This is a genomic window from Microbacterium sp. CGR1, assembly GCF_001266755.1.
GTDB lineage: Bacteria > Actinomycetota > Actinomycetes > Actinomycetales > Microbacteriaceae > Microbacterium.
Genome location: NZ_CP012299.1, coordinates 3,347,842 through 3,362,515 on the forward strand (window position 1 = coordinate 3,347,842; position 14,674 = coordinate 3,362,515).

A 14,674-nucleotide genomic window follows, 5' to 3' on the forward strand; every position below is an offset into this window, starting at 1 on the left:
AAGAGGCGTCGCTCTTCAAGGAGGAACAGTGACCACAGCAATGAGGCGCGCCCGTCGCCTGGCCCCCGCAATCGCGCTCATCGGCGTCGGCGCTCTCGCGCTCTCCGCCTGCTCCGGCGGCTCCGGAGGATCGGGCTCCGAGTCCGGCGCCGGTTCCGGCGAATTCACCTATCTCGGCCAGACCGAGAACACCACGATCATCAGCACGCTCGAGACCCTCGCCGGCGACCAGTGCAAGGCTGCGGCCGACGCGGCGCCGCTGACGTCCGATGACATCTCGGGCACGCAGTGGGACCAGCAGCTCCAGCTGCTCGCGAGTCAGGACGGTCTGTCGGACATGCAGATGGCTGCCGGCACTCCCGCGCTCATGTCGGAGTTCATCGACGGGGGCAAGGTGCTCGACCTCTCCCAGGCGCTCGACGACCTGGGCGTCTCCGACCGGCTGCTGCCCGCGGCTGAATCGACGGTCAAGGCGCTTTATGGGGACGGTGCGCTGTACGCACTCCCGACCGAGTTCAACATCGAGGGGTTCTGGTACAACAAGGAGCTTCTCGAGAAGAACGACATCGAGGTGCCCGAGACGTGGGACGACCTCGTCGATGCCGCAGCCACGCTCAAGGACGCCGGCGTCCAGCCGTTCGCCACCGCGGGCAAGGACGGCTGGCCCGTCACCCGCCTCGTCGGCGACTACATCTTCCGCACGCTCGGCCCCGACGCACTCCAGAAGGTCGCGGACGGCGAAGCGAAACTGACGGACCCCGAATACGTCGCCGCCGCAGACGCGGTCGCTGAACTCGGCAAGGCCGGATACTTCGGTGACGCCGTCGGCTCGATCGACTACAACGCCTCGATGAACTTGTTCCTCAGCGGGAAAGCCGCCTTCTACTACATGGGCAGCTGGGCGCTGGCGAACTTCAATGACGAGGAGCAGAACCAGATCGGGGTCGACAACGTCGGCTTCGCGCGCTTCCCCGCAGTTGAGGGCGGCGAGGGCAGCATCGACCAGATCCCGGCCAACGTCGGCATCCCGGTGATGTTCGCCGAGAAGAACTACGACGATGAAGCGGCCGCGTGGCTGAAGTGCATCGCTGAGGGCTACGGCGACACGGCGCTGAACGAGAGCGGTGTCGTCTCGGGCTTCGTGGTCGACAACCCTCCCGCCGATCTGCCCTCGACGACGCAGACCGTGCAGGACGAGATCGCGAACGCTCCGTCGAGCGTGCTCTGGTTCGAGGCGCTCTTCACCCCGAAGGCGACCGGCATTAGCCAGAACAACGGTGCAGGTCTCGCCAACGGCAGCCTCTCCGGCGAAGAGTTCATGACGCTCGTCCAGGCCGCCAACGACGAAGGCTGATCCACTCTCGGGGCGGGCATCCGCCCGCCCCGAGACCGTCCTCGTCGCATCAGGAGATCCACCATGCACAAAGTCCTCGGTGACAAGCGCGCCATCTTCGTCCTGCTCGGACCCGCGCTGCTCGTCTACTCCCTCGTCATGCTCGTCCCGATCGTGTGGTCGCTGTTCTACACGGTGCAGGACGGCAACCCCATCACGGGCTTCACCTTCAACGGGTTCGACAACTTCACCAAGTTCTTCCAGGACCCCGCCGCCTGGGACGCGATCTTCTTCACCCTGAAGTACGCGCTCATCCTCACCGCCCTGCAGGTGATCGTGGGCTATCTGCTCTCTCTGATGTACGTCTTCTGGCTGCGCAAGGGATCGGGGATCATCCGCACGATCGTGTTCTTCCCCGTGGTGCTCCCCACGGTGGCGGTCGCGCTGCTGTTCCAGCGACTGTTCGAGGCCGCGCCGACCGTCGGACCGGTGAACTCGTTCCTCGGGATCCTCGGCGGGCAGAACCTCGACTGGTTCGGCACTCCTGATGCCTCCTTCTGGGTGATCATCGCGATGGACCTCTGGCGGTCGATGGGCTTCTATGCCGTGCTGCTGTACGCCGGACTCGTCGACATCCCTGACGAGCTCATCGAATCGGCGCGCATCGACGGGGCATCCGGCTGGAAGCTCATCCGCACGATCGTCCTGCCGCTGTCGCTGCCCGTGCTGCTGTCATCGATCATCTTCAGCATCAACGGCACGCTGAAGGTCTTCGACACGGTCGTGGCGCTGACCAACGGCGGACCCGGCAACGCGACCACGCCGCTGACCCTGTACATGTTCCGCACCTCGTTCGCCTACGGCGACTACGGGTACGGGAGCACGATCGCCCTCATGCTGACGATCCTGTGCCTGCTGTTCACGGTCTTCATCTTCCGCTCCACCCGCCGCGATCTGACGAAGGACTGAACCAGTGAGTGCGACAACCGCCATCGTCACGGGCACCCCGCTGCCCACCCGCCGCGACGTCGATCCGAACCGTCGAGGCGCCAGAGACTTCTTCCGACGGCTGCCGATCCGGCTGCTCATCGCCGTGCTGCTCATCGTCGAGGTCTATCCGATCCTGTGGATGCTGCTCGGGTCGTTCAAGACGCAGAACGAGTTCCTCAACGAGCCGTTCTGGGCTCTGCCGCAGTCGTGGGACATCGTCAACTACATCGAGGTGTTCACCACCGGCGAGTTCGGCAAGTACATCCTCAACAGCGTCGTCGCAGTGTTCCCGTCGCTGGCGATCATCCTGGTCTTCGGCACCGCCGCGGGCTTCGCGCTCGAGGTCATGGTCTGGAAGGGGCGCGGCACGGTGCTGCTGCTCTTCCTCGCGGGCATCATGGTGCCTGCGCAGATGATCCTGCTGCCGCTGTTCACGATCTACTTCCGCACGAACATGACCGGCACGCTGTGGCCGCTCATCATCACCTACGTGGCGCTGGGGATGCCGTTGACCGTGTTCATGATGGCGACCTTCTTCCGCTCGGTGCCTCGGGAGATCTTCGAGGCGTCGACACTCGACGGCGCATCCATCTTCCGTTCGTTCTTCTCGATCGGCCTCCCGCTGGTCAAGAACGCCCTGTTCACGATCGGTCTCGTGCAGTTCTTCTTCCTCTGGAACGACCTGCTCATCGCCCTGACGTTCACCAACAGCAGCGACCTGCGCACGATCCAGGTCGGACTGCTCAACTTCACCGGAGAGTACGGAGCGGTGCAGTACGGGCCGACCTTCGCCGCGATCTCGGTCAACGTGCTCGGGACGCTGCTCATCTACGTGTTCCTCAACCAGCAGGTCATGAAGGGCCTGACCGCCGGATCGGTGAAGGGCTGACATGACGAACATCATCGAGATCTGGCTGGAGAACAGGCGCGGAGGCAAGACCCTCGGCATCGGCGAAGCCGAACCGCGGATCTCCTTCGTGGCGGATGCTGCGGCAGACGCCTTCGAACTGGAGTTCGTCGCCGACGACGGAACGGTGCGCGCCGAGCGCACGACGTCGACGCAGCGCGTCGCCTGGCCGTTCGCGCCTCTCGCGCCACGCGCCGGGGGAGACCTGCGCATCCGCGCCCTCGATTCCGGCCCCTGGAGCGAACCGGTGCGGATCGAGTCCGGGCTCGGTGACGACTGGCAGGTCGACTTCGCCTCGCCCTCGGTCGTGGCCGACCGCACGGCACCGCGGCCCGCGTATCTGCTGCGGGCTGCCATCGCCGAGGGGGCACTGCCCGGCGACATCGTGCGGGCCCGGATCCACTCCACGGCGCACGGCGTGTACGAGCTCGAGGTCAACGGCGAGCGCATCGGGGACGACGTGCTCGCACCGGGGTGGACGAGCTACGGCCACCGTCTGCGCTATCAGACGCACGACGTCACCGCGGCGCTTCGCGTCGGAGAGAACGTGATCGGCGCATGGCTCGCCGACGGCTGGTACCGCGGCCACATCGGGTTCGACGGGGGCGTGTGGGACATCTACGGATCGGATGTCGCGCTGCTCGCGCAGCTCGAGGTCACCACGGCGGACGGTGTCACTCGACAGGTGGCCCTCGAGTGGCTCACGGCGCCGTCGCCGATCACCGCGGTCGGGTTGTATGAGGGCGAGAGCTTCGATGCGCGGTTGACGGAGGACGGCTGGTCCGCGCCGGGATTCGACGCCTCCAGCTGGAGTCCGGCGGCCATGTTGCCCCGAACCGATTTCCCGGCGGCGATCGAACCGCCGACCGCTCTGCCGGTGCAGGAGACCGAGACGCTGCGCCCGGTCACGGTCGAGCGTCAGCCGAGCGGCCGCATCCGTCTCGACTTCGGTCAGAACATCTCGGGGGTGCTCCGTATCCGGGTGCGAGCGGATGCCGGTCACACCGTGACGCTCCACCACGCGGAGGTCATCGAGAGCGGCGAACTCGGCATCCGTCCGCTCCGAGCGGCGACATCGGTCGACAGCTACACCGCCGCGGGTTCGGGTGAGGAGATCTACACCCCTCGCTTCACGATCCACGGCTTCCAGTACGCCGAGCTCGAGAACTGGCCGGGCGAGCTCCGCGACGGAGACGTCGAGGCGGTGGTGATCCACACCGGCATGCGGCGCACCGGCTGGTTCGAGTCGTCGAACGACGGGCTCGACAGGCTGCACTCGAACGTCGTGTGGAGCATGCGCGACAACTTCGTCGATCTGCCGACCGACTGCCCGCAGCGTGACGAGCGCGTGGGGTGGACCGGCGACATCCAGGTGTTCGCGCCCACCGCGCTGCGCCTGTTCGCGGCCCACGGCACTCTCACCGGATGGCTGCGGGACCTCGCTGTCGAGCAGGCTGATCAGGGGCACGTACCCAACTTCGTACCGTGGGTCGAGTGCGGCTTCCCGAACTTCCCGACGGCCGCGTGGGGCGATGCGGCCGTGATCGTGCCGTGGGAGATGTACCGCAACGACGGCGACATCCGGATCCTCTCCGACCAGTACCCGAGCATGCGCGCCTGGGTCGACCTGGTCGACGAGCTCACCAATCACACAGGACTCTGGAACACCGGCTTCCAGCTGGGCGACTGGCTCGACCCGACCGCACCACCGGAGGACCCCGGCAAGTCCCACACCGACAAGTACCTGGTCGCGACGGCTTATCACGTGCGCACGGCGCGCATCGTGGCCGACGCTGCTGCTCTGCTCGGCGAGGAGGCGGATGCCGCGCACTATCGCGGTGTCGCCGAACGAGCGTCCCGGGCCTTCCAGGATGAATTCCTCAGCGACAGCGGCCGCGTGGTCAGCGACACTCCGACCTCGATCGCCGTCGCGCTGGTGTTCGAGCTCTTCGAGAACGAGGAGCAGGTGCGGCGGGCCGGTTCGCGGCTGCAGGAGCTCGTCGGAGCGGGCGGCTTCCACATCTCGACCGGTTTCGTCGGCACCCCGATCATCTGCGATGCGCTGGTGCGCGCCGGGAGCATGGACTACGCCTATCACCTGCTGCTGCAGGACGAGCTGCCGTCTTGGCTGTATCCGGTCAGCATGGGAGCGACGACGATCTGGGAGCGCTGGGACAGCATGCTGCCGGACGGATCCATCAACCCCGGCGACATGACGTCGTTCAACCACTACGCGCTCGGAGCCGTCGCCGACTTCCTGCACCGGGTGGTCGCGGGGGTCGCGGCGGATGCGCCCGGGTGGGAGAGGATCCGCTTCGAGCCGCGGCCGGGCGGTCGTCTCGAGCACGCGAGTGCGCGGTACGACAGCGTTCGCGGCACGGCGTCGATCGCGTGGCGGCGTGACGGCGAGCGCCTGTCCATCGACGTCGAGGTGCCCGCGGCATCCGTCGGCGTGCTCGTTCTTCCGGGATCCGCGGAGGAGATCCCCGTCGGCCCCGGACGCCACTCGTTCACCACGACGTTCCGCGCCGTGGAGGACGACCCCGAACGGCCGTTCTTCGGCTGGCGCAGACCGGAGCCCGTTCTCGAGACCGAGGGAGCAGCATGACTCAGCAGCACATCCGGCCGGGGCAGGTGTGGCTCGACACGAAAGGCGAGCGCATCCACGCCCACGGCGGATCCGTCATCACCGTCGACGGCGTGCACTACTGGTACGGCGAGAACAAGGAGTTCTCGACGCCGGGGAGCGGGATCTGGCACTGGGGAGTGCGGTGCTACTCGTCGATCGACCTCGTGAACTGGGACGACCGGGGCGTCATCATCCCGCCGGACGAGGACGACGAGTCCTCGCCGCTGCATCCGACTCAGGGGCTCGACCGACCGCACATCATCTTCAACGCAGAGACCCGCACGTACGTGTGCTGGGTCAAGGTCATGACGAAGGGATCGGTGCAGCGCTCGACGGTGCTCACCAGTGACAGCATCCTCGGTCCGTACGAGATCCAGCGCACCTGGCTGCGTCCGCTCGACATGAGCGCCGGGGATTTCGATCTGGTCGTCGATCCGCACGACGGCAAGGGGTACTACTACTTCGAACGGGTGCATTCCGAGATGATCTGCGCCGACCTCACCAGCGACTACACCGATGTCACCGGGTACTACTCGACCCACTTCCCGCAGCCGCAGCCGCCGTACGTGCGCGAGGCTCCGGCGCACTTCCAGCGCGGCGGACTGCACTACCTGCTGACCTCCGGCACCACGGGGTACTACCCGAACCCGTCCGAGTCGGCGGTGGCGCGCAGCTATCACGGTCCGTTCGAGGTGCTCGGCGACCTGCATCCGGGCGACGAGTCGCGCACCTCGTACCACTCCCAGATCTCATCGGTGTTCCGGCATCCAGGAAAGAAGGACCTCTATATCGCCGTCGCCGATCGGTGGCTGCCGCGGTATCTCGAGCACGGCGACCGCGCGCGACAGGCGTTCATCGAGCATTTCGCACCGGGGAAGGACGGCGACGAGCCGATGGAGGAATTCGCCTACGTCGACACCTCGATCGCCGACTACGTCTGGCTGCCGATCCGATTCGAGGGCGACCGGCCGATCATCGACTGGCGCGACGAGTGGTCTCCCGACGAGTACGAAGACGCCTGAGCGACCTCAGTCGAGCAGGCTCGTGATGGCAGGGTCTCGGCGGGCGACCTCAGCGGCCGTGCCGACGATCACGTGACGCATCGCGGCCACCGCGACGGCCGGCGTGACGTCTGCACGGTGGGCCAGGCTCACCGTGCGCCTCATCATCGGGTGCGAGATCCTGACCGACCGCAGCGCCGGCTGATCGAGCAGCACCATCGCCGGAACCACGGCCACGCCGACGCCTCGTTCGACGAAGCGGAGCAGCGCGTCCATCTCGGCGCCCTCGAGGACGAAGTTCGGGGTCAGCCCTGCCGAGCGGAAGGCCGCATCGGTCGTCGCCCGCAGCTCATAGGTCTCGTCGAGCGCGATCAGCGGCAGGGTGGCGAGGTGGTCGAGGCTCATCACCGTGGAGGTCGAGACGGGAGGCTCGGATGCGGCGGACACGACCACCAGCTCTTCGGTCAGCAGCGGCATGCGTGTCAGGCTGAAGCCCGACGGCGGCGGACCCTCCGACTCCGTGATGAGAGCGATGTCGACGGCACCCACGGCCAGCTGATCGACGAGCAGCCTCGACCCGCTCTCGGTGAGGTGCAGGTCGACGCCCGGGTGCGCGGCGTGGAAGGTGCTGATCGCCTCGGCGACGAGGCTGATGCAGAGGGTGGGCGGTGCGCCGAGTCGTACGCGGCCACGGCGGAGTCCGGCGAGTTCGGCCATCTCCTCGCGGATCGCGTCGGACTCGGCGAGCATGCGCTGAGCGCGGGGGAGCAGGGCCTCTCCGGCGGCGGTGAGTCCGATGTGCCCGCGCGCCCGGTGGAAGAGCTCGGCGCCGAGCTCGCGTTCGAGTGTCGAGATCTGTCGGCTCAGCGACGGCTGCGCGAGGTGCAGGTGCTCGGAGGCGCGGGTGAAATGGCCGAGGCGGGCGACCTCGACGAACCCGCGGAGCTGCTCGAGGTTCATGTTTTCAGTGTATCGATACCAGTAGAACAATGCATTGGAGTTATCGGGACACCGTACTTAGCGTGGAAGGCATGAGCACTCGCGAACGTCAGATCTCCACCTCGGTCCTGGTCATCGGCACCGGCGGCTCCGGGCTGCGGGCGGCGATCGAGGTCGCCGAGCACGGCATCGACGTCCTCGCCGTCGGCAAGCGCCCGCGCCAGGACGCGCACACCTCTCTCGCCGCCGGCGGCATCAACGCCGCGCTGGGCACCATGGACGAGGCCGACAGCTGGCAACAGCACGCCGCGGACACGATCAAGGAGAGCTACCTGCTCGCCAACCCGCACACGGTCGAGATCGTGACGCAGGGGGCCGAGCGCGGCATCCGGGATCTCGAGCGCTGGGGCATGGACTTCGCCCGCGAGGACGACGGCCGCATTTCGCAGCGGTTCTTCGGGGCGCACACCTTCCGTCGCACGGCCTTCGCCGGCGACTACACGGGTCTCGAGATCCAGCGAACTCTCGTCGCGAAGGCCGAACAGCTCGAGGTGCCGATCCTCGACCACGTCTACATCACGCGTCTGCTCGTGCGCGACAACGTCGTCTTCGGCGCCTATGGCTTCGACCAGTCGGACGGCACGCGCTACCTCATCCACGCGGATGCCGTGATCCTCGCCGCGGGCGGGCACAACCGCATCTGGCGCCGCACCTCGTCACGACGGGACGAGAACACCGGAGACTCGTTCCGGCTCGCGGTCGATGCGGGCGCCCGCCTGCGGGACCCGGAGCTCGTGCAGTTCCACCCGTCCGGGATCATCGAGCCCGAGAACGCCGCCGGGACCCTGATCTCGGAGGCGGCCCGCGGCGAGGGCGGGATCCTGCGCAACGCCCTCGGTGAGCGCTTCATGTCGAAGTACGATCCTGAGCGCATGGAGCTCTCGACACGCGACCGTGTCGCGCTCGCCGCGTACACCGAGATCGCCGAAGGGCGGGGCACCGAGAACGGCGGCGTCTGGCTCGACGTCTCGCATCTGCCGCGCGAGACGATCATGACCCGTCTGCCCCGCGTCTACCAGACGATGATGGAGTTGCAGATGCTCGACATCACGACCGATCCGATCGAGATCGCGCCCACCGCGCACTACTCGATGGGTGGCGTGTGGGTGCGTCCCGACGACCACCAGACCGACGTCGACGGGCTCTACGCGATCGGCGAGGCATCGAGCGGCCTGCACGGAGCCAACCGCCTCGGCGGCAATTCGCTCATCGAGCTGCTCGTCTACGGGCGCATCGTCGGGCAGGCGGCCATGGCGCATGCCGCGGGGCTCGACGCTCAGCGCCGCTCGGCGGTTGCGGTCGCCCAGGCCCGCGCCGAGATCGACGACCTTCTCACGGCCGACGGTCGCGAGAATGTGCGAGCCCTGCAGCGCGCGATCCGCAACACCATGACCCAGCATGCCGGTGTCGTGCGGTCGGAGGACGGACTCCGTGCCGGCCTCGCCGAACTCGACATGATCGAGGGGCGGATGGAGGACATCGGCATTCACCCGGACATCGCCGGATTCCAGGATCTCGCGCATGCCTTCGACCTCAAGGCATCGGCGCTCGCCGCGCGAGCCACTCTCGAGGCTGCGCTGGAGCGTCGGGAGACGCGCGGATGTCACAACCGCAGCGACTACCCCGACACCGACCCGACGCTGCAGGTCAACCTCGTCTGGTCGCCGACCGGCGGAGTCACGCGCGAGTCGATCCCGGAGATCCCCGCCGAGATCGCCGAGCTCATGCGCGAGGTCGACACCGAGGGCAAGCTCGTCGAATAGCCGCATCCGAACTCGCTCCCGTCGCAGGGTGCATCGCGACGGGAGCGGTGGGGTGGTCGAGCGAGGTAGGAGTCGCTCAGTCGCCCCCGTCGGTCTCCGGACCGTCGATGACCCCGATCCCGACCGCCTCATGGTCGGGCTCGGGGTCGTTTCGCGACGGAGCCTTGGGCTCTTCCGAGGGCTCCTTCTCGGTGCTCGGCTCTTCGAGTTCGTCGTTGCTCGGAACCTCCGACGGATCCGCGTCTTCGGGGGACTCCGCCTCCGCCGGCTTCTCGGCGGTGTTCGCCGGATCCTTGAACTCGCCGGCATCGCCGGACGAGGGCGTCGGAGTGGGAGTCTGGGCCTCGGGGTCGAGGCCGGAGGTCGGGTCCTGCTCGGGCGTGCTGTTCGTCATGATCGTCCCTTTCGCATCGAGTGCACCCCCAGCATCCGTCAGCGGCTGCGAGGCGAGAAGGGCCTTGACGACAGCCTCCGGAGCGTCCGTCTTCCTGCGCACGACGTAGGCTGAAGAGGTGACAGCGTACGTCTCGGCCTTCGATCTCTTCTCCATCGGAGTGGGCCCCTCGAGCTCCCACACGGTCGGGCCGATGCGGGCGGCCCTCGCGTTCGCTCAGCGCCTGCGCTCGTCCGGAGCTCTCGATCGCGTCGCCCGCATCGCATGCACGCTGTACGGCTCTCTCGGCGCCACCGGAATCGGTCACGGCACGCCGGATGCGGTCGTCGCGGGCCTTCGCGGGCTGTCGCCGGAGAGCTGCGACCCGGCCGACGTGCGCGCCGCCTGGACCGAGCTTCGCGACGGCGCCACGGTGCGCGTCGACGGGGTCCATGAGATCCCGTTCTCGAAGGCCGACATTGTCTTCGAGCCGCGAACCCGGCTGCCCGGTCATCCGAACGCGATGACCATCACCGCCCGGGACGATGCCGGCGGTGTCGTCGCCGAAGAGACCTATTACTCCGTCGGCGGCGGGTTCATCCGCCGGGACGGCGAGGAGGCGAAGCTCGCCTCGGCCCCACTGCCCTACTCGTATGCCGACGCCGCGTCGCTGCTCGCACTGTGCGACGAGCACGGACTGTCGATCGCCGAGATCGCGCGACTCAACGAGACCGCTGAGCGCTCGGAAGAAGAGGTCGCCGCCGGACTCGATGCGATCTGGGACGCCATGGCTGCGTGCGTCGAGAACGGACTGCACTCGGACGGCGTCCTGCCGGGGATGCTCAAGGTCAAGAGGCGGGCGAGCATGATCCGCGCGCAGCTCGAGGAGGCGGAGGCCGACGGTCATCGCGAGCTGCCGGGAGAGTGGCTCGGTGCCTTCGCGCTCGCGGTCAACGAAGAGAACGCGGCGGGCGGTCGCGTCGTCACGGCGCCGACCAACGGCGCGGCCGGCATCCTCCCCGCGGTCGCGATGTACTGGTGGCGGTTCCTGGCGGATTCGGGCCTCGGTGCGGGCAATGCCGTGACGCCGTACGGAGAACTCGTCGGCAGTGCGCTGCTCGGCTTCGACGGCACGCGGGCGATCGAGGCGGCGCAGGCCGAGGACGACGACGCCGTCGCCGACGCGAACCGCCGCCGTGGCATCCGTCGGTTCCTCCTCACGGCCACGGCGCTGGGCTCGCTGTTCAAGGCCAACGCCTCGATCTCGGGGGCCGAGGGCGGCTGCCAGGCTGAGGTCGGCTCGGCCTGCGCGATGGCTGCCGGAGGGCTCACCGCCGTGATGGGCGGCACCAACCGGCAGATCGAGAACGCCGCCGAGATCGCGATGGAGCACCACCTCGGGCTCACCTGCGACCCGATCGGCGGCCTCGTGCAGATTCCGTGCATCGAGCGCAATGCGATCGCCGCGTCGACGGCGGTCACGGCCGCCCGTCTCGCGCTGCGCGGCGACGGCAGCCACTACGTCTCCCTCGACGCGGTGGTCGAGACGATGCGCCAGACCGGAATCGACATGTCGACCAAGTACAAGGAGACCAGCGAGGGTGGTCTCGCGGTCAACGTCATCGAGTGCTGAGTCACTCCGAGCGCGTCGGCGGCTGCGGATAGCCTCCTCTGAGGAGGCGCGCATGGAATCGATCTGGACCCCGGGCAGTCGCAGGCGGCGGGAGCAGCCCATCGTCGCCGTGCGCGCGAATGGTGACGCGCCGGATTCCGCCCGCATGTGGCCGACCACCATTCCCGCCGTCGCCCAGGTGCTCGAGGAAGGCATCGATCTCGCTCCCGGGGTGACCTTCCTCGTCGGCGAGAACGGCAGCGGCAAGTCGACGATCGTCGAGGGCATCGCCGTCGCCTACGGGCTCTCGCCCGAGGGAGGGTCCCGCCAGGCGATGCACAGCACGCGCCCCAGCGAGTCGCCGCTGTCGGAGTGGCTGCAGCTGCAGCGCGGAGTCGGAGCCAACCGCTGGGGATTCTTCCTGCGAGCCGAGACCATGCACTCGTTCTACACCTACCTCGAAGAGAATCCCTCCGCGAGGGGCGACGTGGCGTTCCACGAGATGAGCCACGGCGAGTCCTTCCTCGCTCTGCTCGACAGCCGATTCGATGAACCCGGCTTCTACTGTCTCGACGAGCCAGAGGCAGCGCTCTCGTTCCAGTCCACCCTCGCCCTCATCGCGGTGCTGCAGCGCATTGTCGACGACGGAGGTCAGGTGCTGTGCGCGACGCACTCGCCGGTGCTCGCCGCGCTGCCGGGAGCTCGCATCCTCGAAGTGGGGGAGTGGGGCATCCGTCCCGCCGAGTGGAACGACCTCGAGCTGGTGAACCACTGGCGGTCGTTCCTGCAGGACCCGCCGCGGTACCTGCGGCATCTGCTCGACTGAGGGGAGCGCGCAGATCTGGTCGTAGGCTGGCGCCATGACCGAGCAGCGTGCGCCCAAGAAGCGCGGGCGTCCGCGTGGCGTGTCCGATGCGCGCGAACGCATCATCGCCGCCGCAGTCGACGAGTTCGGCGAGCACGGATACGACGGCACGACGGTGCGCTCGATCGCGGCTCGTGCCGACGTCGACTCGGCGCTCGTGCACCACTACTTCGGCACGAAGGCAGACCTCTTCGCTGAGGCGGTCGGCATTCCGCTGCGCCCCGACATCGACGTGCCGGCCATCGTCGCGGGTCCGCGTGACGCCGTCGGCGAGCGTCTCGTGCGGTACGTGCTCGAGGCCTTCGAGCAGCCCGACATCCGTCGCCGCGGGGTCATGCTCATTCGGACGGCGATCGGCAGCCGGCTCACGACGCCCCTTCTCGCGGGGTTCCTCTCTCGGGAACTCATCGGCCGGATCGCGAAGACGCTCGGCGTCGCGGATGCCGAGCTGCGCGCCACACTCGTCGCCTCGCAGATCGCCGGCCTGCTGCTCACGCGCTACGTGCTGCGGCTCGCGCCGATCGCCGCGGCATCCGTCGATGACATCGTCTCGCGGGTCGGACCGACCGTGCAGCGCTACCTCTTCGAATAGCGCGGGCCACGCGCCGCACTGCCGCCTGCATCGGGCCTCGGCTTCGGGCACGAGTGCCCGTTGACCCCGCGACTCGCGCGGCGGATAATTCATCACATGATGAATAAAGCGGCGGTCGAGATCTCGGGGCTGCGAGTGCGACGGGGAAGGACGCAGGTCTTCAATGGTGTCGACCTGGTGATCCCCCGGGGCGAGATCACCGGCTTGCTGGGTCCCTCGGGATGCGGCAAGACCACGCTGATGCGCTCGATCGTGGGTGTGCAGCGGATCACCGCCGGCATGGTGACGGTGCTGGGGGAACCGGGCGGATCGCCGCGGCTGCGGCATCGGGTGGCGTACGGAACACAGGGTGCCGCCGTGTACGGCGATCTCACCGTCCGGCAGAACCTCTCGTACTTCGCGGCGGTGCTGAAAGCACCGAAGGGCGACGTCGACCGGGTGCTCGACGAGGTCGGGCTTCGGGCGCAGGCCGCCCAGCTCGTCGACTCGCTCAGCGGTGGCCAGGCGACGCGCATCTCGCTGGGGATGGCACTGATCGGATCCCCCGAGCTCATCGTCCTCGACGAACCCACGGTCGGCCTCGACCCCGTGCTGCGCGCCGAACTGTGGGACCTGTTCCGCGGCCTCGCCGCGCGCGGCGTCACCATGATCGTCTCGAGTCACGTGATGGACGAGGCGCTGCGATGCGATCGGCTCGTGCTGATGCGGGGCGGGCGGATCATCGCCGACACGGACCCAGCCGGACTCCTCGCCGACACGGGCACGACGGAGCCCGAGGCGGCGTTCCTCGCCCTGATCGAGCGGGACAGCCGAGCGACCGGGGGTCCAGCGGCGCGCAGCACCCGGCGCGCACGGCGGGAGGCCTCGGAATGAACGGCGGTCGGATGCTCGCCACCGCCGCCCGGGTGCTCGGACAGCTGCGGCACGATCCTCGCTCGATCGCGCTGATGCTGATCGCGCCGAGCCTGCTGGTCGGACTCTTCGCGTGGCTCTTCAGCGATCAGGACGGTGTGTTCGATCAGTTCGGGGGAGCGATCCTCGCGCTGTTCCCGTTCATCGTGATGTTCCTGATCACCTCGATCACCACTCTGCGGGAGCGACGCTCCGGCACCCTCGAACGTCTGATGACCACTCCGCTCGGCAAAGCCGACTTCATTCTCGGCTATGCCCTGGCGTTCGGGCTGATGGCGCTGCTGCAGGCGATCATCACCGTGTCGTTCGCGGTCGGCGTCTGCGGGCTCGACGTCGACGGTGAGCTCTGGCAGCTCGGGCTCGTCGCCGTCGTCGACGCTCTCCTGGGCACCGCGCTTGGGCTCCTCGCGAGCGCGTTCGCGCAGACCGAGTTCCAGGCGGTGCAGTTCATGCCGCTGCTCGTCTTCCCGCAGATCATCCTCGGCGGGCTCTTCATGCCGCGCGATCAGATGCCCGACGTGCTGTACGCCATCTCGGACTGGCTGCCGCTGAGCTATGCGATCGACACGATCAACGCAGTCACGGCCGGCGACGAGGGGTGGGACGTGTACGGACCCCTGCTGGTCGTCGTCGCCTTCGGAGTCGGGGCGCTCGTCCTCGCATCGCTGACCCTGCGACGTCGCACCGCGTGAGGCAGG

At 68.0% G+C, this 14,674-nt stretch carries 13 protein-coding genes; 11 read left to right on the forward strand and 2 right to left on the reverse strand.

The features are described from left to right. Nucleotides 1–28: 28 nt before the first annotated feature. The 5 genes from AKG07_RS16000 to AKG07_RS16020 all read left to right on the forward strand — a co-directional run bounded on the left by AKG07_RS16000 (nt 29) and on the right by AKG07_RS16020 (nt 6,881). Nucleotides 29–1,354 (forward strand): ABC transporter substrate-binding protein, encoded by a 1,326-nt coding sequence (locus AKG07_RS16000; RefSeq protein WP_233277290.1) that lies wholly within the window; start codon nt 29–31, stop codon nt 1,352–1,354. Between the two features lie 63 nt (nt 1,355–1,417). Next, nucleotides 1,418–2,302 (forward strand): carbohydrate ABC transporter permease, encoded by an 885-nt coding sequence (locus AKG07_RS16005; RefSeq protein WP_053098799.1) that lies wholly within the window; start codon nt 1,418–1,420, stop codon nt 2,300–2,302. Nucleotides 2,303–2,306: 4 nt separating this feature from the next. Continuing rightward, nucleotides 2,307–3,212 (forward strand): carbohydrate ABC transporter permease, encoded by a 906-nt coding sequence (locus AKG07_RS16010; protein ID WP_230101259.1) that lies wholly within the window; start codon nt 2,307–2,309, stop codon nt 3,210–3,212. Nucleotide 3,213: 1 nt separating this feature from the next. Beyond that, nucleotides 3,214–5,838 carry an alpha-L-rhamnosidase gene (locus AKG07_RS16015; protein WP_082297986.1) on the forward strand — a complete coding sequence of 875 codons (2,625 nt, stop codon included), beginning with the start codon at nt 3,214–3,216 and terminating at the stop codon, nt 5,836–5,838. Then, entirely contained in the window at nt 5,835–6,881 is a 1,047-nt protein-coding gene (locus AKG07_RS16020; RefSeq protein WP_053098800.1) for a family 43 glycosylhydrolase, read from the forward strand. The genes AKG07_RS16015 and AKG07_RS16020 overlap by 4 nt, the downstream gene beginning before the upstream one ends. 6 nt (nt 6,882–6,887) lie before the next feature. Here AKG07_RS16020 and AKG07_RS16025 read toward each other — a convergent pair whose 3' ends face one another. Continuing rightward, complete coding sequence (locus tag AKG07_RS16025) at nt 6,888–7,820, reverse strand: LysR family transcriptional regulator (protein WP_053098801.1); 933 nt, start codon at nt 7,818–7,820, stop codon at nt 6,888–6,890. 71 nt (nt 7,821–7,891) lie between these two features. Here AKG07_RS16025 and AKG07_RS16030 point away from each other — a divergent pair, with 71 nt between their 5' ends. Beyond that, on the forward strand, nt 7,892–9,622 hold the full coding sequence (locus AKG07_RS16030; RefSeq protein WP_053098802.1) for an L-aspartate oxidase: 1,731 nt from the start codon (nt 7,892–7,894) through the stop codon (nt 9,620–9,622). Between the two features lie 76 nt (nt 9,623–9,698). Here AKG07_RS16030 and AKG07_RS16035 read toward each other — a convergent pair whose 3' ends face one another. Further along, nucleotides 9,699–10,118, reverse strand: a complete 420-nt coding sequence (locus tag AKG07_RS16035; RefSeq protein WP_233277291.1) for a hypothetical protein — start codon at nt 10,116–10,118, stop codon at nt 9,699–9,701. Between the two features lie 16 nt (nt 10,119–10,134). Between AKG07_RS16035 and AKG07_RS16040 the strand changes: the two genes are divergently transcribed. The 5 genes from AKG07_RS16040 to AKG07_RS16060 all read left to right on the forward strand — a co-directional run bounded on the left by AKG07_RS16040 (nt 10,135) and on the right by AKG07_RS16060 (nt 14,668). Then, a complete protein-coding gene (locus AKG07_RS16040) occupies nt 10,135–11,628 on the forward strand; it encodes an L-serine ammonia-lyase, iron-sulfur-dependent, subunit alpha (protein ID WP_053098803.1) in 1,494 nt (497 codons plus the stop codon). Nucleotides 11,629–11,680: 52 nt separating this feature from the next. Then, nucleotides 11,681–12,433 carry an AAA family ATPase gene (locus AKG07_RS16045; protein WP_053098804.1) on the forward strand — a complete coding sequence of 251 codons (753 nt, stop codon included), beginning with the start codon at nt 11,681–11,683 and terminating at the stop codon, nt 12,431–12,433. 34 nt (nt 12,434–12,467) lie between these two features. Then, a complete protein-coding gene (locus AKG07_RS16050) occupies nt 12,468–13,064 on the forward strand; it encodes a TetR/AcrR family transcriptional regulator (protein WP_053098805.1) in 597 nt (198 codons plus the stop codon). Nucleotides 13,065–13,160: 96 nt separating this feature from the next. Continuing rightward, a complete protein-coding gene (locus tag AKG07_RS16055; protein ID WP_082297987.1) occupies nt 13,161–13,937 on the forward strand; it encodes an ABC transporter ATP-binding protein in 777 nt (258 codons plus the stop codon). Next, entirely contained in the window at nt 13,934–14,668 is a 735-nt protein-coding gene (locus AKG07_RS16060) for an ABC transporter permease (RefSeq protein WP_053098806.1), read from the forward strand. The genes AKG07_RS16055 and AKG07_RS16060 overlap by 4 nt, the downstream gene beginning before the upstream one ends. Nucleotides 14,669–14,674 lie beyond the last annotated feature (6 nt).